The 16,310-nt window shown below is 41.8% G+C and carries 17 protein-coding genes; 12 read left to right on the top strand and 5 right to left on the bottom strand.

All coding sequences use genetic code 11. The features are described 5' to 3' along the window. Positions 1-12 precede the first annotated feature (12 nt). Together ACGHEH_RS16355 and ACGHEH_RS16350 are read left to right on the top strand one after the other, a co-directional pair. Entirely contained in the window at positions 13-1,596 is a 1,584-nt protein-coding gene (locus tag ACGHEH_RS16355; RefSeq protein ID WP_390447378.1) for a sodium/sugar symporter, read from the top strand. A 75-nt stretch (positions 1,597-1,671) separates the two neighbouring features. Further along, complete coding sequence (locus tag ACGHEH_RS16350) at positions 1,672-2,628, top strand: aldose epimerase family protein (RefSeq protein WP_390447375.1); 957 nt, start codon at positions 1,672-1,674, stop codon at positions 2,626-2,628. A gap of 103 nt (positions 2,629-2,731) precedes the next feature. Here the strand turns inward: ACGHEH_RS16350 and ACGHEH_RS16345 are convergent, their stop codons facing one another. Together ACGHEH_RS16345 and waaA are read right to left on the bottom strand one after the other, a co-directional pair. After that, positions 2,732-3,283, bottom strand: a complete 552-nt coding sequence (locus ACGHEH_RS16345) for a DUF1415 domain-containing protein (RefSeq protein WP_390447372.1) — start codon at positions 3,281-3,283, stop codon at positions 2,732-2,734. A gap of 18 nt (positions 3,284-3,301) precedes the next feature. Then, positions 3,302-4,558, bottom strand: coding sequence for a lipid IV(A) 3-deoxy-D-manno-octulosonic acid transferase (gene waaA, locus ACGHEH_RS16340; RefSeq protein WP_390447371.1), 1,257 nt, complete (start codon positions 4,556-4,558; stop codon positions 3,302-3,304). 395 nt (positions 4,559-4,953) lie between these two features. On the opposite strand from waaA, the gene ACGHEH_RS16335 reads away from it, so the two are divergent. Together ACGHEH_RS16335 and hldE are read left to right on the top strand one after the other, a co-directional pair. Continuing rightward, complete coding sequence (locus ACGHEH_RS16335; protein WP_390447369.1) at positions 4,954-5,556, top strand: SIS domain-containing protein; 603 nt, start codon at positions 4,954-4,956, stop codon at positions 5,554-5,556. Next, positions 5,556-6,998: a bifunctional D-glycero-beta-D-manno-heptose-7-phosphate kinase/D-glycero-beta-D-manno-heptose 1-phosphate adenylyltransferase HldE gene (hldE, locus tag ACGHEH_RS16330; RefSeq protein ID WP_390447366.1), complete on the top strand. Its 1,443-nt coding sequence runs from the start codon at positions 5,556-5,558 to the stop codon at positions 6,996-6,998. Before ACGHEH_RS16335 ends, hldE begins: the two co-directional genes overlap by 1 nt. A gap of 64 nt (positions 6,999-7,062) precedes the next feature. Here the strand turns inward: hldE and ACGHEH_RS16325 are convergent, their stop codons facing one another. Next, positions 7,063-7,785 (bottom strand): 3-deoxy-D-manno-octulosonic acid kinase, encoded by a 723-nt coding sequence (locus ACGHEH_RS16325; RefSeq protein WP_390447365.1) that lies wholly within the window; start codon positions 7,783-7,785, stop codon positions 7,063-7,065. 145 nt (positions 7,786-7,930) lie between these two features. On the opposite strand from ACGHEH_RS16325, the gene ACGHEH_RS16320 reads away from it, so the two are divergent. The 6 genes from ACGHEH_RS16320 (at position 7,931) to glpG (ending at position 13,251) form a co-directional block, all read left to right on the top strand. Beyond that, a complete protein-coding gene (locus ACGHEH_RS16320; protein ID WP_390447362.1) occupies positions 7,931-8,983 on the top strand; it encodes a glycosyltransferase family 9 protein in 1,053 nt (350 codons plus the stop codon). 39 nt (positions 8,984-9,022) lie between these two features. After that, positions 9,023-9,577: a D-glycero-beta-D-manno-heptose 1,7-bisphosphate 7-phosphatase gene (gene gmhB / locus ACGHEH_RS16315; protein ID WP_390447360.1), complete on the top strand. Its 555-nt coding sequence runs from the start codon at positions 9,023-9,025 to the stop codon at positions 9,575-9,577. 163 nt (positions 9,578-9,740) lie between these two features. Then, entirely contained in the window at positions 9,741-10,937 is a 1,197-nt protein-coding gene (locus tag ACGHEH_RS16310; protein ID WP_390447357.1) for a glycine C-acetyltransferase, read from the top strand. 90 nt (positions 10,938-11,027) lie between these two features. Continuing rightward, the gene (gene tdh / locus ACGHEH_RS16305) at positions 11,028-12,053 is read left to right on the top strand and encodes an L-threonine 3-dehydrogenase (RefSeq protein WP_058028994.1); all 1,026 of its coding nucleotides are present in this window, start codon (positions 11,028-11,030) and stop codon (positions 12,051-12,053) included. A gap of 62 nt (positions 12,054-12,115) precedes the next feature. Continuing rightward, positions 12,116-12,433 (top strand): thiosulfate sulfurtransferase GlpE, encoded by a 318-nt coding sequence (gene glpE / locus ACGHEH_RS16300; RefSeq protein WP_390447355.1) that lies wholly within the window; start codon positions 12,116-12,118, stop codon positions 12,431-12,433. Further along, positions 12,430-13,251: a rhomboid family intramembrane serine protease GlpG gene (gene glpG, locus ACGHEH_RS16295; protein ID WP_390447353.1), complete on the top strand. Its 822-nt coding sequence runs from the start codon at positions 12,430-12,432 to the stop codon at positions 13,249-13,251. Before glpE ends, glpG begins: the two co-directional genes overlap by 4 nt. Here the strand turns inward: glpG and ACGHEH_RS16290 are convergent. Next, complete coding sequence (locus ACGHEH_RS16290) at positions 13,248-13,643, bottom strand: flagellar basal body-associated protein FliL (RefSeq protein WP_390447351.1); 396 nt, start codon at positions 13,641-13,643, stop codon at positions 13,248-13,250. The genes glpG and ACGHEH_RS16290 overlap by 4 nt on opposite strands. 234 nt (positions 13,644-13,877) lie before the next feature. Here ACGHEH_RS16290 and ACGHEH_RS16285 point away from each other — a divergent pair, with 234 nt between their 5' ends. Beyond that, positions 13,878-14,402 (top strand): chorismate--pyruvate lyase family protein, encoded by a 525-nt coding sequence (locus ACGHEH_RS16285; RefSeq protein ID WP_390447349.1) that lies wholly within the window; start codon positions 13,878-13,880, stop codon positions 14,400-14,402. Beyond that, positions 14,392-15,261 carry a 4-hydroxybenzoate octaprenyltransferase gene (gene ubiA / locus ACGHEH_RS16280; protein ID WP_390447347.1) on the top strand — a complete coding sequence of 290 codons (870 nt, stop codon included), beginning with the start codon at positions 14,392-14,394 and terminating at the stop codon, positions 15,259-15,261. The genes ACGHEH_RS16285 and ubiA overlap by 11 nt, the downstream gene beginning before the upstream one ends. Before the next feature lie 58 nt (positions 15,262-15,319). Here ubiA and ACGHEH_RS16275 read toward each other — a convergent pair whose 3' ends face one another. Then, positions 15,320-16,213 carry a LysR family transcriptional regulator gene (locus ACGHEH_RS16275; RefSeq protein ID WP_390447345.1) on the bottom strand — a complete coding sequence of 298 codons (894 nt, stop codon included), beginning with the start codon at positions 16,211-16,213 and terminating at the stop codon, positions 15,320-15,322. Positions 16,214-16,310: the final 97 nt, after the last annotated feature.

Below are 16,310 nucleotides of genomic sequence, written 5' to 3'. Positions count from 1 at the left end.
ACGAGGAACATCATGAATTTCAGTTTACACAGCACAGATATCGCTGTTTTTAGCGCCTATGTACTCGGCTTGTTGGCGATTGCGCTATGGATCTCCCGCAGCGAGAAAAAAGAAGGTGCCAATACTGAAGATTACTTTTTAGCTTCTAAGGCATTACCTTGGTGGGCGATAGGGGCGTCACTGATAGCCTCAAATATTTCGGCAGAGCAGATCATCGGTATGTCGGGCTCGGGATATGCCATGGGGTTGGCGATTGCATCTTATGAATGGATGGCGGCGATCACCCTAATTTTAGTCGGTAAATACATGCTACCGATATTCTTAAAACAGCAAATTTATACCATGCCGCAGTATTTAGCTCAGCGTTACGATGACCGTGTAAAAACCACCATGGCGGTGTTTTGGTTGGCCGTTTATGTGTTTGTGAATTTAACCGCGGTGCTCTGGCTTGGTGGCCTTGCGATTGAAACTGTCGCTGGGGTTGATGCTTTATATGGCATGATGTTTTTAGTGGTATTTTCGGTGGCATATTCACTTTATGGCGGCTTAAAAGCCGTGGCCTTTACAGATATTTTGCAAGTCACCTTGCTGGTATTTGGCGGCTTATTCTTAAGTTACTTGGCGCTCGATGCCGTATCTGACGGGCAAGGCGTGTTAGCGGGTTTTGGTGTACTCACAGAACAAGTGCCAACGCACTTTGACATGATATTATCTCCAGATAACGCACATTATATGAGTTTACCTGGGCTGTCGGTATTAATTGGTGGCATGTGGGTCATGAACTTTAGTTATTGGGGTTTTAATCAATACATTATTCAAAGAGCACTGGCAGCGAAAGACTTAAACGAAGCACAAAAAGGCATTGCCTTTGCAGCGTATTTAAAATTATTGATGCCGCTGATTGTAGTACTGCCGGGCATTGCTGCTGTGGTGTTATATCCTGATTTAACCGCACCAGATAAAGCTTATCCGTCAATGATGTCGCTCATGCCTGTGGGAATAAAAGGCTTGGTATTTGCCGCGTTAGTGGCGGCGATTGTGTCGTCCTTAGCATCGATGACCAATAGTATTTCGACAATTTTCACCATGGATATTTATAAAAAGCTCCATGCTGAAAAAAGCCAATCTCATTATGTGAATGTTGGGCGTGTCACGGCTTTGTTGGCTTTAATAGTGGCACTGTTAGTTGCAAAGCCTTTGTTAGGCCAATTTGAGCAGGCGTTTCAGTACATTCAAGAGTTCACTGGATTCTTTACCCCAGGTATTGTGGTGATCTTCGTGATGGGGATGTTCTATAAAGGCACTACCGCTAATGGTGCACTGGCTGCGGCGTTTGGCTCTGCGCTGTTCTCATTAAGTTTGAAATTTGCCTTGCCAAGCTTGCCCTTTATGGACCGAGTGGGGTTAGTGTTTGTGCTCTGTTTATTGCTATGTTTTTTGGTCTCAAAACTGTTTAAGGCGCATGAGCGTGAATCTCAAGGTAGATCAGAGTGTGTGCAACTGAGTGATGTCAGCTTCGCAACTAATACGGGCTTTAATGTGGCCGCTTTGGGTGTGGTAGTGATCTTAATCGCACTTTATGCCACTTGGTGGTAGTCGTCATTTCTTTTTTAAACAGCAGGGAATTCACTTTTCAGTGAGTAACCTGCTGTTTTTTATATACGTTAACTCATGAAGCAAACTCTAATTACCCTCAAAAATAACAATGGCATGCAGGTTGTGGTGTCTGACTTTGGCGCACGCTTGTGTTCTATTATTTTTTCGACCTGTCATGGGCCCAAAGAAATGCTCATGCGCTATCAAGATGAAGCTCAGATTTTTGAAGATCCTTTTTATGTGGGCGCTATTTGCGGACGAGTTGCAAACCGGATTGGTCGAGGTCGTTTTAGCTATGATGGGCAAACTTATCAATATTCTCAAAATGAGGGTGAGCATTGTTTGCATGGCGGAGCGCAGAGTATTGATAAGCGGTTTTGGAGGATTGCTGAAAAATCGCATTCATCAGTGACGCTGACGCTTGAATCACCAGATGGCGATAATGGTTTTGCGGGTAATGTGGCTATTCAAATCACCTATTGCCTTTCAGAAGACAACAAACTCAAAATCGAGATTTGTGCAAATACAGATAAAATCACACCGCTTAATTTAACTAATCATGCTTATTTTAATTTGGCAGAGCGCTCAGCTTTAGAGCTTGAATTGTGTATTGATGCTGAATCAGTGTTAGAAAAAGATGCTGGTAATATTCCAACCGGAAAACTACTTAAAGTCGATGAAAGTGAATCAATGGCCTCAAAATTTGATTTTCGCGAGCCTAAATCGTTGCAACAGACTAGAGACCTAGATCATTACTATGTGTTTCACAAAGCGCCTCAGGGTATGAGATTAGTGGCACAACTTGTATCAAAAAATAATGGCGTGCGACTGAGTGTTTTTAGCGACCAAAATGGCCTGCAATGCTATATTGGGGGGGGGGTATCAGCCCCGTTTGCGCCCTACTCAGGCGTGTGTTTAGAGCTACATAATTACCCTGATGCATTAAATCATGAGCAGTTCGACAGCATTCTAGTTCAGCCAGAACAGCAATATAGAAACACCATGTTATTGAGTTTTACTGAGTTTGATTGACCTTTATTTCGAGTATCAATTTTCGATTTAGAATTATTAAATCTTCAAATTGATGCCTTTGTTAAAAGCCAATCAATAGTAATTATTAATCTGGTATAACAGTTTAAGATTTATGGCAGTTAGCCAAAAGTTGCTGCCAGAATGCTTCGCCTTTGCGTCGAGCTAAACGGATATTGTTTTCAGGAATGCTTTCCGGGTCGTCGTAATTCGCCAGTGCTTCGGCCATACTTTCTTCACGAATAAGATGCAGTGTTGGGTAAGGTGCACGGTTGGTGAAATTGGCTGCATCGTCAGGCTCGCTGTCGGCAAACTCATAGTCTGGATGAAAGTGAGCGATTTGATATTTACCTTCAAAACCTTGTGCAGCAAGTAGTGCGTTAGCAAGGTCGACTAAGTCTAAATAGCTATCAAAATCTTTAAATCCTTCAGCAAAAATAAGCAGAGTGGTTTCTACTTCAGGATGTGCGTCTAAATGTGCCAGCTGTTCAAGCATGGTCATCACCGCGTCTTCGTGTTTTTCGTCCTCTGAGACAATATAGGCGATGGTATTTGCTTCGACTTCTTTGCGAGCAAACGGACAAAAGTTAAATTTTACAATGACGCTTTTAACCCAGTTTTGCATGGCTTGGGTAATTAAGGTGTGTTCAGTTGTCATAAAATATTGCTCGATTAATTAAGAAAGATGTGTGCTGATTAAGTTAACGGTTTTGGCTATCGCCCCCTGATTTTTTTGCAAGCAGGCAAGGGCATTTGCACCGAGTTCGGCACAATCACTTGAGTTGCTGAAAAGTCTATTTATTTGCTCGGCCAATTCGTTACTAGAATGAACGGTAATACAGCCTTGGTGCGCCGCTAAATCAGGGTAAATATGGGCAAAATTATAGACATGGGGGCCTGCCAAAGTGCCTACTGAAAATGCTGCGGCCTCTAATGGGTTGTGACCGCCGCGTTCAATTAAACTGCCGCCAATGTAGGCAATGTTAGCGCTGCCAAACAAGTATTTAAGTTCGCCTAAAGTATCAGCTAATAAAACTTTGCTGTTCGGGTTAAACTCACCCGAGCGCTTAGAAAACGACAAGTTTGATTCTTTGAGAAGCTCTGCAGCTTTAGCAAATTGCTCCGGGTGTCGAGGTGCAATAATCAGTAGCGCATCAGGATGGGTTTCAAGCACTTGCTGGTGGGCTGCCAGAACTTGTTCATGTTCACCTGGGTGGGTCGAACCGGCAACCCAGATTTTGCTGCGATTGAAGTATTCTTTGAATTCAGCGGCGCTCGCTTTGGCTACACCATCAACTTTAATATCAAATTTAATTGAGCCAGTTACTGTGACTTTATTTTTATTGAGCCCTAGCTGTAAGAAGCGTTTAGCATCTTCTTCGTTGTGACTCGCTAAATTAGTTATATGGTTCATGATGTCATTAGCAAGGGGGAGTACTTTTTGATAGCCCTGAAGTGACTTCTCTGATAGGCGAGCATTAACAACATTGACTGCAATCTTTTTCGCATGAGCTGCGGCAAATAAATTTGGCCAAAGCTCAGTTTCAAGCACCACAAGTTGCACAGGCGTTAATGTATTTATAAAGCGTTTACTGGCACCCCAAAAGTCGATAGGCAAATAGCAAAGTGGCGTATCAGGTAAGCTATTTTTAATTTGTGCGCGACCTGTGGGAGTATTGCTAGTAACGATTATCGCTTGGTTTGGGTTTTCAGCTTTGAACGCTTTTATAAGCGGTGCTGCAGCTAAAACCTCGCCAACAGAAGCACAGTGAAACACAATCGCTTTCTTAGGCAATTTTTTTAAACCCAAAGCAAATCGCTCGGTAAAAAAATCACGGTAGTCCGCATTTTTTTTGCCACGTATTACATAAAGATAAAACACAATGAGGGGGCTGAGTGCGTATAAAAACAACGAATATAAAAAGCGCGCCATAACCAACCGATATTATTGAAGTAAGGAAACAATTGCTATTTTAACCCGCTCAACCGCTTATGAAAACGAATTAACAAATTTAAACTGTTTAGAGTCGTGCCCCTGTCTGTTGAATTTGTTACTATGACAAGCTCTTTAGAAAATAATTAAATGATGAAGTTAAAGCTTTAAGCCGAGAGCAGGTTTACAACTAACGTGCATTCGCAAATGCAAAATTATGGCGTGTAAATTAAGTTACTTTAACTAGTCAGCTTTTTACCATCAGATTCAACGTATCTTTACTCTTGATAAAGACGTATTTGGTAAAACTATACTTGGTTAACAGTCAATGTATACTTGTAGATCATTAGTAAGACAATAGATTTTTGACAATAGCGGGAAGAGTAGGAACGCACATGTCGCAAGAAATTAAAAAAGACAACATGCTTGAAAACAGTTTTTTAGCAAGCCTTGAGCGCCACAGAGCGCTGTTTGCAACAGTAGATAAATACCAAAGTGAAGCGATGCAGCTTTTAGTCGCTTGTCAAAAAGCACTAAAGTCAGGTGGTAAAGTAATTTGGTGTGGTAATGGCGGTAGCGCGGCGGATGCACAGCATTTAGCGGCTGAATTTGTTGTACGTTATAAATTAGAGCGTGGTCCTTTAGCGTCGATTGCGTTAACAACAGATACCTCTATTTTAACCGCGCACTCAAATGACTATCACTTCGACACAGTTTTTGAGCGCCAGGTCCAAGCATTATGTAAACCTGAAGATGTGGTGATTGGTTTAACAACGTCTGGCACGAGTCCAAACATTAATTTAGCACTTAAAGCTGCAAATGAGATTGGCGCTTATACGGTAGCGCTAACAGGCCGTGAAGGTGGTTTAGTAAAAGATATTGCTAACCTACCGATTATCATTGCCAATGATGAAACTGCGCGTATACAAGAAGCACATATGTTTATTGGTCACTGGTTATGTGAAGCCATTGATTTAGCGATTGAGAAAGGCGAATAATGGATTTAAGTTATTTTCAAAAGCTATCACAAGCTAAAATTCTGGTTGTTGGTGATGTGATGCTCGACAGATACTGGCATGGTGACACTGGCCGTATTTCACCAGAAGCACCGGTACCCGTTGTTAAAGTCAGCAAGCTTGAAGATAAAGCCGGTGGTGCAGCCAACGTTGCCAAAAACATCGCGTACTTAGATGGCCAAGTTAGCCTATTAGGTATTATCGGTAATGATGATAACGGCAGCTCACTGCAAGCACTTTTAAAAAATGAGAAAATTAACTCTCAGCTTATTACCCAAGATGATGCGCCGACCATTGCTAAAATGCGTGTGATTAGCCGCCATCAGCAAGTTGTACGTCTCGATTTAGAAGAAACCTTCCTTGAGTCACATTCAGAGCTATTGTTGCAAAAACTCACTGAGATTGTTGATGACTTCGATGTGGTGCTTTTCTCAGACTATAACAAGGGGTCATTGGCGAAAATCAGCGAGATGATTAAAGTGGCAAAAGCGGCTGGTAAAACTGTTTTAGTCGACCCTAAATCTAAACAACTTGCCGATTACCGTGGTGCTGATTTTATTACTCCGAATCTGAATGAGTACACCGCAGCAGGTGGCATTAAAGGCGACGAGCAAGTACTTGCTGATTGTGCGCGTAAGATCATTGCCGATTGTGGCATTGGTGCCATGTTACTGACTCGCTCTGAGCAAGGCATGTCTTTGATCACACCAAGTGAAAAACATGATTTTGCGGCGCAAGTATTAGAAGTCTCTGATGTAACTGGTGCAGGCGATACTGTAATTGCTACGCTAGCTGTGATGCTTGGTACGGGCATGCCAGCTAAACAAGCGGTGGAAATTGCCAATGTTGCTGCGGGGCTAGTTGTTGCAAAATTGGGTGCTGCAACAGTATCACCTGAAGAGCTATCAGCAAAACTGACGCAATACCTACGTGAAACCGGTGAGCAATACCAAGCACCGACGCAAGAAATCTTGCATCATATTGAGCTTGCTCGTCAACGCGGCGAGAAAATTGTCTTCACGAATGGCTGTTTTGATATTTTACATGCTGGCCATGTACGTTATTTGGCGCAGGCTAAAGCACGAGGTGACAAGCTGGTTGTCGGTTTAAATAACGATGCTTCAATCAGTCGTTTGAAAGGCCCTGAACGCCCAATTAATCCACTAGATGAACGTGCGACTGTGATTGGTGCACTCGCATCAGTTGATTGGGTGATCCCATTCGGTGCGGTAGAAGAAAACGACACACCAGCTAAGCTTATCGAGCAAGTAAAGCCTGACGTGTTAGTCAAAGGCGGTGATTATAAAGTAGAGGAAATCGCTGGCGCTGATTTTGTTCTAGCAAATGGCGGTACTGTTGAAGTACTAGAATTTGTGAATGGCTGCTCAACTTCGAATGTGATTAAGAAAATTCAAAGTAATTAATTTACCTACATTCTTTATTAAAAACCCAAACTTGTGTTTGGGTTTTTTCGTTTTTAAACTTACTTTAGATTTTCAGAAATGAACGATATAACGCATAAAACTTATCCCACTCGCTTTCTCGCCAATAAAACTCCGTATTTCGGTTTAATTCTTTTATAAAAGAACGTTTTAGACGCGTCATATTATTTTCAACCGTTTGTTGAGAGGGTTTGCGAATTTCGCCTCTATCAAAGTCGATTAGAAAAACTTTGCCATGATCGTCAAACAAGATGTTATTGATATTTAAGTCAGCGTGAAACACGCCCGTGTTGTGAAAGCGTGCTAAGGTCTCTGCGGTTGCTTGCCACTCAGTTTCTGTCAGCGGAGTTTGTTTTAATTTGTCGAGCACACTTTGCGCGCCAGTAACGGCTTCTGTGATCAGATCGCCACGGTAAATAAGCCCGCTGCGCTGCACTTTTGCGGCAATTGGTTTGGATACTGGCAAACCTAATTCTTCTAGTTGTGTCAGAAGTTGAAACTCTTGATAGGTACGGGTGTTTTCTAATCGGCTAAATAGATATTGATCTGATAAAACCTTACCCACTAAGCCGCCACGCCAATAGTGGCGTAACACGCCGATTTGCTCACCTAAGTTCAAAAAGTAAGTTTTAGCGCGGCCTTTTTTTTCACCCACGACTTTGTTTTGCTGTTGCCAATAGCTAGGTTCGAACCAGTTTTCTTCAACGGGTAAGGATGAGTTATCGGGCAATAGAATATGTGTATTGGCAGAGGAATGAATGACGCGCATAGAATTCTAAATCAGTTTTTTGCTAAGTATATACTTAAAAGGGATCGGGATTCGAGATGTGTGGGTGTTTGCTTTAACAAGTTGGGCTAGATAATAAATTAAGTTAAACTGCTACCAACTATTTTTACAAGCATAAGAGACTGTTGTGGTTTTATCTTCGACTCCTAAAGATATTTGTATTTTACGTTTGTCGGCGATTGGTGATGTGTGTCATGCCGTGTCGGCCGTACAGGCTATTCAGCGTCATTACCCAGAGGCGAAAATTACTTGGGTGGTGGGCAAAATCGAAGCCATGTTATTACAAGAAATGCCAGGAGTTGAGTTTGTTATTTTCGATAAAAAACAAGGTAAAGCGGCATTTAAACAGTTAAAAGAGACCTTTAAAGGGCGTCAGTTTGATGTGCTACTGCACATGCAAGTGGCGCTTCGCGCAAACTTTGCAGCTCGTTGTATTCCTGCCAAAGTAAAAGTGGGCTTTGATTGGCACCGTGCTAAAGAGGGGCACTTCTTATTTACCAATAAGCGTATTGCAGCGGAAAAGTCAGCGCACGTACTCGAAGGTTTTAGAGGGTTTGCTAAAGCCATTGGTGTGCCTCATTACGAGCCAACTTGGCAAATGCCGGTAAGTGATGATGATAAGCAAGTTGCAGCTGAGTTACTATATGGGCTTGAGAATGTTTTAGTTATCTCCCCTGCAGCGAGTAAAGCGGAGCGTAATTGGTTGCCAGAGCGCTATGCCGAAACTGCCAAATATGCAAAGCAGAAAGGTTTTAATGTGGTGATCACCGGTGGTCCGACAGATATGGAACGCCAACTGGCAGCAGACATTATCTCTTACTTAGATTTTGAAGTATTGAACCTGGTTGGCAAAACCACTTTGAAACAACTTGTATGTGTATTAGAGCAAGCTAAATTGATCATTGCTCCTGATACTGGCCCTGCGCACATGGCGGTTACCATGGGCACACCTGTGATTGGTTTATACGCTCACTCGAACCCTGCACGCACAGGCCCATATCTTTATCAAGACTATGTGGTTGAGGTATATCATAAAAACCTTCAAGCACAGTTTAAGAAAAGTGCCGAACAGTTACCTTGGGGTACGCGTGTTAAAGGCAAAACCTTGATGTCGCAAATTAGCGTAGCAGACGTACAAGCTATGTTCGACCGAGTTTGCAAAGAGCAACACCTTAATTAACAGCCTTTATTCTTAAAACTAAACGAATTAGTAATTATCATGACAACGAAACAGAAAGCCGTTTTCCTCGATAGAGACGGGGTGATCAATCACGATCACGCTTATGTGCATAAAATTGAAGATTTTGAATTTATCGATGGGGTATTCGACGCTTGTCGTGATTTTATCGCTAAAGGTTATATTTTAATTGTGGTGACCAATCAATCGGGCATTGGTCGTGGTTATTATGGTGAAGCTCAATTTAATCAGCTGACAGACTGGATGAAAGCACAGTTTGCTGAGCAGCAATGCCCAATAACAGAGGTGTATTTTTGTCCGCACCATCCTAAAAAGGCGCTACCTGAATATTTGCAAGACTGCGACTGTCGTAAGCCAAACCCGGGTATGTTGCAGCAAGGCATTGATGCATTTGATATTGATGTGTCACAAAGCGTCATGATCGGCGATAAAGTATCAGATATTCAGGCCGCGCGCGCAGCCGGCGTGAAAACGGCTATTTTAGTCAATTCAGGACAAGCTTTTTCAGAACAAGATGCAGCAGAAGCAGATCAAGTCTGTGTTTCTATTAAAGAAACGGTTGCATTTGTCTCATAAACGTTTACATTCGCCTCAATTTTTGAACAATGGCTCCGTGCATTTATAGTGCGTAGCCCTTACAATACGCCTGTTTAAAATTATTGCGATAGTTAGGCGCAATGAACAGACAACAAAAACTGTGTGAAAACAGGCACACCGTGCAATTTATTGGAGACTCTACATGAGAGCATCGGCATTTTATAGTCAACTACAAGAGCAGCTTGAGCAGGTAAAAGCAGAAGGCTTATACAAAAGCGAGCGTATTATCACGTCTTCTCAGCAGGCTGAAATTGCAGTAGCAAGTGGTGACTCAGTAATTAACTTCTGTGCAAATAACTACCTAGGTTTAGCGAATCACCCAAGCTTAATTGAAGCCGCTAAGTCAGGCTTAGATGCCCATGGCTTTGGTGTAGCGTCAGTACGTTTTATTTGTGGTACACAAGACATCCATAAAACACTAGAAGCAAAAGTCAGTGAGTTCTTACAAACTGAAGATACTATTCTTTATTCATCTTGTTTTGACGCAAATGCGGGTTTATTCGAAACAATTTTAGGTCCAGAAGATGCAATCATCTCTGATGCCTTAAACCACGCGTCAATCATTGATGGTGTGCGTTTATGTAAAGCGAAGCGTTTCCGCTACGCAAACAACGACATGGCAGCACTTGAAGAGCAACTCATTGCCGCAACTGAAGCGGGCGCGAAAACAAAACTAATCGCGACTGATGGCGTGTTCTCTATGGATGGCGTTATTTGTAACTTAGAAGCTGTATGTGATTTAGCTGATAAGTACAATGCACTTGTGATGGTTGATGACTCTCACGCTGTTGGCTTTGTGGGTGAAAACGGTCGTGGTACACATGAATACTGTAACGTGATTGACCGCGTTGATATCATCACAGGTACTTTAGGTAAAGCACTCGGTGGTGCGTCAGGTGGTTACACGTCTGGTAAGAAAGAAGTGATTGATTGGCTACGTCAGCGCTCTCGTCCTTATTTATTCTCAAACTCTTTAGCGCCTTCAATCGTAACAGCTTCAATTGCTGTACTTGATATGCTTAAAGATGGTAAAGCACTGCGTGATCAACTTTGGGAAAATGCAGCTTACTTCCGTGAAAACATGGAAGCTGCTGGTTTCACTTGTGCAGGTAAAGATCACGCAATTATCCCTGTAATGCTTGGTGATGCGAAAGTGGCTGCGGCTATGGCTGACAAGTTATTAGCTGAAGGTATCTACGTAACAGGTTTCTCATTCCCTGTTGTACCAAAAGGTCAAGCACGTATTCGTACGCAAATTTCAGCGGCGCATACGAAAGCGCAGCTAGATAAAGCAATTGATGCCTTTACCCGTATTGGTAAAGAGCTAGGTATCATCTAAATTTATTAAATAGCAATACGCTTATTAATACTGAAATTCGCCAAATCATAAGTATGATCTGGCGAATTGTTTTTTGCTTGGGACGTAACAATGAAAGCATTATCGAAATTAAAAGCTGAACCTGGGATTTGGATGACAGATGCACCAAAACCAGAGGTTGGGCACAATGACTTATTAATCAAAATTCGTAAAACTGCAATTTGTGGCACAGACGTACACATTTATAAGTGGGATGAGTGGGCACAAAACACCATTCCTACCCCTATGGTTGTGGGTCATGAATATGTCGGCGAAGTGGTTGGCATGGGCCAAGAAGTACGTGGTTTTGAGCTTGGCGATCGCGTATCTGGTGAAGGTCATATTACTTGTGGTCATTGTCGTAATTGTCGTGCAGGTCGCGTACATTTATGTCGTAACACCATTGGTGTGGGTGTAAACCGTGAAGGCTCATTTGCTGAATACTTAGTGATCCCAGCTTATAACGCATTTAAGATCCCAGATAACATCTCTGACGAATTAGCTTCAATCTTTGACCCATTTGGTAATGCAGTACACACAGCTCTGTCATTTGACCTAGTCGGTGAAGATGTATTGATCACAGGAGCAGGCCCAATTGGTATTATGGCTGCAGCTGTGGCGAAGCACGTCGGTGCACGTCATGTAGTAATTACTGATGTGAACGAATACCGTCTGGAGCTTGCGCGAAAGATGGGCGCGACGCGTGCAGTTAACGTGGCAGAAGAAAAGCTTGAAGATGTGATGGCTGAGCTTGGTATGACTGAAGGCTTTGACATTGGTCTTGAAATGTCAGGTGTACCAGTGGCGTTTAACTCAATGTTAAACAACATGAACCACGGTGGTAAGATTGCCATGTTAGGTATTCCACCATCAGATATGGCGGTTGATTGGAACCAAGTTATTTTCAAAGGCTTAGTGATCAAAGGTATTTATGGTCGTGAGATGTTTGAAACTTGGTACAAGATGGCAAGCCTTATCCAGTCTGGTTTAAATCTTGACCCTATCATCACGCACCAGTTCCATATTGATGAGTTCCAAACTGGTTTCGATACCATGATCTCTGGTCAATCAGGTAAAGTGATCTTAAACTGGGATTAATGAAGTAACATTTGTTTCAAAGGCGGCAAATGTCGCCTTTTTGTTTTTTTGAGAAGTAATTTATGCCGTTTAAACATATTTCAGTTACACAAACTAAAGCGCTTATGCAGCGAGATGATGTCGTTATTGCCGATATCCGTGATCCAAATGCATTTGCAGCAGGTCACATGCCTGGTGCCATTCATTTATCAAATGCAAATATTGGCCAATTTATGGTTGAGAAAGACTATGAGCAGCCAATCGTTGTGGTTTGTTACCATGGAGTGAGTTCACAAGGTGCTGCTAATTATCTTATCGAACAAGGCTTTGAAGACGTGTATAGCATGGATGGCGGCTTTACGCAGTGGGCGCTTGAGCAACCAGAGTCTGTGAGCCAATGATTTTATTAGGTCAACATTCAGAGCCCAGAGCCTTGCAAGGCGCAGCTGACTATTTTAAGAGTCAGGGTATCAAGGTTAAGTTGACCTATTTAGACAACCGCACTGCTCAAGTGTGGGTGTCAGAGCACGATGCAGAGCGTGCAACGCTGCTGTGGCAAGAATTTTTAAGTAATCCTTACCATGAACGTTATTTAGCGGCTTCATGGCAAACAGGTGATACCCAAGTAAAATTTAATTACATGGGCAAAGATTTAAATCTTGCGAAGCGATTTGTCGGGTTGCATTGGTTTTTAAAGCTCACGTTTATTGTTTGTATTTCGGTTTTTGCCTGCTTTTTCTTGGTACAAAATCCACAATCGTGGCTAGATAAACTTCTGTTTAATCCAACCGAACCTTTATCTTGGTTGACGCCTGCCATCATTCATTTTGGCGCATTGCATCTTATTTTTAATTTGAGTTGGTGGCTGTATTTAGGGAATAAAATAATCAAGCAAGCGGGTAGTTCAAGTTTATTCTTGCTGTTTTTTATTTCTGCATTAGTGAGTAATTGGGCGCAGTATTTATTGGTTGATAATCGCTTTGGTGGACTAAGTGGGGTGGTATACGCCTTACTTGGCTTTGCGTGGATCTACAGCACAAAACTGCCCGAAGAAAAGCAGTTAATTACTAAACCAATCGTCGGTTTTATGCTGGTATGGATGGTATTAGGGTTCGCTGATGTATTGTTTATTAGTATGGCGAACTGGGCGCACTTATTTGGCTTATTGAGTGGAATGGCAATTGCTGCATTACAACTGCCAAAATCAAAAAGAGGTTAGTGGTAAAGGTACTTAGTAAATAATACTTCGCGGATAATTTCTTCGCCGGTTTCATCCATAAGTAGTTTCTTTAACTTCTCAGCACAGCGCTGGCGAATTTCTTCACGGCCAGTTAATGATTTAATGGTTTCTTCTGGCTCTTTACTTAAGATTTGTACGATAGCATCACGAAGCAGTGGCGTATGGTGCTCTACAATTGCAATATTCTTCACATCATTCAGCATTAAATCCACGGTGACACGAATATAACCGAGCTTCTTATTAGACTGGCCTATGTAGTTAGTGATGATATCTGGTTCGAAACCGAAGTAACCCACATTTGTTTCTGCACGAACTGAAGTACTGCTTAGTATTAGCAGCAGTATTGCAAATAAGCTTGAAAGCGTCTTCATAGTGGGTGAAGTTCCTGTTATATATCTGTCTTTAAAAGCGATTGTAACTGTATTTTATGAAAAATTATACTCCGTTGAGTGTGTTACAAGTATAGAAAGTGACTAAAAATTTGCCGATTATTTTAGCCAAGGGCTACGCTTTTTCCACCAAGTAATAAAAAGCAAAGACTGAACTTTGTTGGCGAACTGAGCAATGTTATGATGTCTCGGTTGTAATCTGGGTTAGATATAATTTTGTTAAAGCATCCTCTTTCTATCGATTTTTCATGGCAAAGTTCACTCTCTGAGCTTTCTGTACCTGCAGCTTTAAAGCCTGTGTTAAGTGACACAGGCTCTCTCACTGCACGTTTGAAGCAAAAAAGTGCTGATTTCAAAGTGGTTGTTTTGAACGAACAACCAATCACTGCAAAATTATGGGGGGATACAGTCCATGATTATATTTGTCGTGAAGTTTTATTATATTGCGATGAAGTTGTACAAGTTTATGCTCAGAGCTGGATCTCCATTCCAGCCTGCGAAAAAGGTGTAGAGCAGCTGGGAGACACGCCCTTGGGTGAGGTGTTATTTCAGAATGAACTTTGGCAACGTTCTGAATTAGAAATGGCTGAAGTAGAATCTCGAGAAGAGTTAGCTCAACTGTTGAAGAGAAGCGACATTACTCGCATGCCTATTTTTGCAAGAAGACGTATTTTCTCCCAATCAGAGGCACATGTGATGGTGTGTGAAGTATTTTTACCTGAGGTATTAGATGCAGCTTGAAGCCCTAAAATGGCAAAACTTTAATGCCTATAAGCAATTAATGCGCACTGACAAACCAATTGGCACATTATTATTGTTGTGGCCTACTTACTGGGCGTTATGGTTAGCAAATGATGGCTTGCCGAATTGGGCGCTTTTACTGGTGTTTTCGCTGGGTGTGTTTGTGATGCGCAGTGCAGGGTGCGTCATTAATGACTTTGCTGATAGAAAGATTGATGGCTCGGTAAAACGTACAGCTACTCGGCCTCTTGCAACAGGTAAAGTTTTAGCGGGTGAAGCATTAAGTCTGTTTGCATTGCTAATTTTTATTGCGTTTCTATTGGTGTTGGCGCTGAATTGGCAGACTATCGCGTTGTCGTTGGGTGCACTTGCATTGGCTGCTTGCTATCCGTTTATGAAGCGTTATACACATTTACCTCAAGTTGTGCTTGGTGCCGCTTTTAGTTGGGCGATCCCAATGGCATTTATGGCCTCGCAGCAACAAGTTCCAATCATTGCGTGGTGGCTATTTGCTGCAAATTTAATTTGGACAGTGGCGTATGACACTATGTATGCCATGGTCGACAGAGACGATGACTTAAAGCTAGGTGTAAAGTCGACGGCTGTGTTATTTGGTCAGTTTGATAGACACATTATTGCACTACTAAACATCATGTTCTTAGTCATAATGATTGCAATTTACCAAGTAGTTGAAGCGACTTCTGTGGCTTATTTGGGGTTGGCATTTGCTGCTTGTTTACTTGCTTATCAACAAAAACTTATCCACGGCAGAAATAGAGAGAACTGCTTTAAAGCGTTTTTAAATAATCACTATGTAGGGCTGTTGATATTTTTGGGTTTGGCACTTTCTTTTTGGTAGAGCATTACTTAGACATAAAAAAACCTGCTCAGCGCAGGTTTTTTTATCTAAGCAATGTTTAAACATTCATAGTTTGTCTTTGTTCAAACGTCTCAATCAAGCTAACTAGCTCTCTAATGTTAGCGTCTTCACTGAGCGTGTGGTTTGTTCTAACTAAAACTTGCTCAGTCGGTAGGTCTTTATTTGTTTTGATTAAAACAACCTCAGGGTCTTGAGCAACTAACTTTGAGTGCTCAATACCAGCAACTGCAAATAAATCGCTATTTTTGATATTATCAAGCACTTCATTAATGTTGCCTACTCGCATTGAAGTTGCTTTATTAAAACTATCTGCAGTCTCGTTAACCATGTGCTGTACTTGTCTTGACTGAGAAAGGCAGCCAAACATTGGAAAGTTCATTAGGTCTTGTTTAGTGACAGAATCTTTCTTAAGCAGAGGATGGTTTTTCGCAACAAACATGATGAGTTGATCAGGAATATAGATATCTGAGCTTGCTAGTTCAGAGGAGTGCATACATACGCTAATATCGATTTCACCAAGCTGAAGTTTATTCATTAGCTCGGCCTCGTCGAGCATCTGCATTTCAACTTTTACACTTGGATGATGAGCTAAAAATTGTCCGCAAACTACAGGTACAACACTGCTCATTTGTTGTGTATAGCCAATAACAAGTTTATCTTGATCATTACCAAATAAACTCTGTTTTATGTTTTTTTTGGCATTTTCAAGCTCGTTTAAAGTTGCTTTACAGTACGTGAGGAAAAGCTCACCTTGTTCGGTAAGACGAACAGAACGTGTAGAACGTTTTACAAGTTCACAGCCAATCTCGTCTTCTAGAGTTTGGATGCTACGGGTGAGGGCTGAAGTACTTATATTCGTCTGTTCAGCGGCTTGGCGGAAATGTCTTAAATTGCCTAGAGCTACAAATTGCTCGAGTTGTTCAAATCTCATTTGAAATTCCTTTTAATTTCAACGGTTCTTTTAGAACTGTGTATTTACCCAATAGTAATACAAAATGCAATAAGGGTGAAATACTTTTTTACATTAA

The organism is Pseudoalteromonas sp. MTN2-4 (assembly GCF_042848605.1).
Taxonomy (GTDB): domain Bacteria; phylum Pseudomonadota; class Gammaproteobacteria; order Enterobacterales; family Alteromonadaceae; genus Pseudoalteromonas.
This window is presented reverse-complemented; position numbering and strand designations above follow the sequence as displayed.

What these genes read in the sequence shown, in the direction of transcription:
- ACGHEH_RS16275 (WP_390447345.1), bottom strand. Translation starts at nt 16,213, where the DNA reads ATGAGATTTGAACAACTCGAGCAATTTGTAGCTCTAGGCAATTTAAGA.
- glpE (WP_390447355.1), top strand. Translation starts at nt 12,116, where the DNA reads ATGCCGTTTAAACATATTTCAGTTACACAAACTAAAGCGCTTATGCAG.
- glpG (WP_390447353.1), top strand. Translation starts at nt 12,430, where the DNA reads ATGATTTTATTAGGTCAACATTCAGAGCCCAGAGCCTTGCAAGGCGCA.
- tdh (WP_058028994.1), top strand. Translation starts at nt 11,028, where the DNA reads ATGAAAGCATTATCGAAATTAAAAGCTGAACCTGGGATTTGGATGACA.
- ACGHEH_RS16290 (WP_390447351.1), bottom strand. Translation starts at nt 13,643, where the DNA reads ATGAAGACGCTTTCAAGCTTATTTGCAATACTGCTGCTAATACTAAGC.
- ACGHEH_RS16335 (WP_390447369.1), top strand. Translation starts at nt 4,954, where the DNA reads ATGTCGCAAGAAATTAAAAAAGACAACATGCTTGAAAACAGTTTTTTA.
- ACGHEH_RS16345 (WP_390447372.1), bottom strand. Translation starts at nt 3,283, where the DNA reads ATGACAACTGAACACACCTTAATTACCCAAGCCATGCAAAACTGGGTT.
- waaA (WP_390447371.1), bottom strand. Translation starts at nt 4,558, where the DNA reads ATGGCGCGCTTTTTATATTCGTTGTTTTTATACGCACTCAGCCCCCTC.
- ubiA (WP_390447347.1), top strand. Translation starts at nt 14,392, where the DNA reads ATGCAGCTTGAAGCCCTAAAATGGCAAAACTTTAATGCCTATAAGCAA.
- ACGHEH_RS16350 (WP_390447375.1), top strand. Translation starts at nt 1,672, where the DNA reads ATGAAGCAAACTCTAATTACCCTCAAAAATAACAATGGCATGCAGGTT.
- ACGHEH_RS16325 (WP_390447365.1), bottom strand. Translation starts at nt 7,785, where the DNA reads ATGCGCGTCATTCATTCCTCTGCCAATACACATATTCTATTGCCCGAT.
- hldE (WP_390447366.1), top strand. Translation starts at nt 5,556, where the DNA reads ATGGATTTAAGTTATTTTCAAAAGCTATCACAAGCTAAAATTCTGGTT.
- gmhB (WP_390447360.1), top strand. Translation starts at nt 9,023, where the DNA reads ATGACAACGAAACAGAAAGCCGTTTTCCTCGATAGAGACGGGGTGATC.
- ACGHEH_RS16355 (WP_390447378.1), top strand. Translation starts at nt 13, where the DNA reads ATGAATTTCAGTTTACACAGCACAGATATCGCTGTTTTTAGCGCCTAT.
- ACGHEH_RS16310 (WP_390447357.1), top strand. Translation starts at nt 9,741, where the DNA reads ATGAGAGCATCGGCATTTTATAGTCAACTACAAGAGCAGCTTGAGCAG.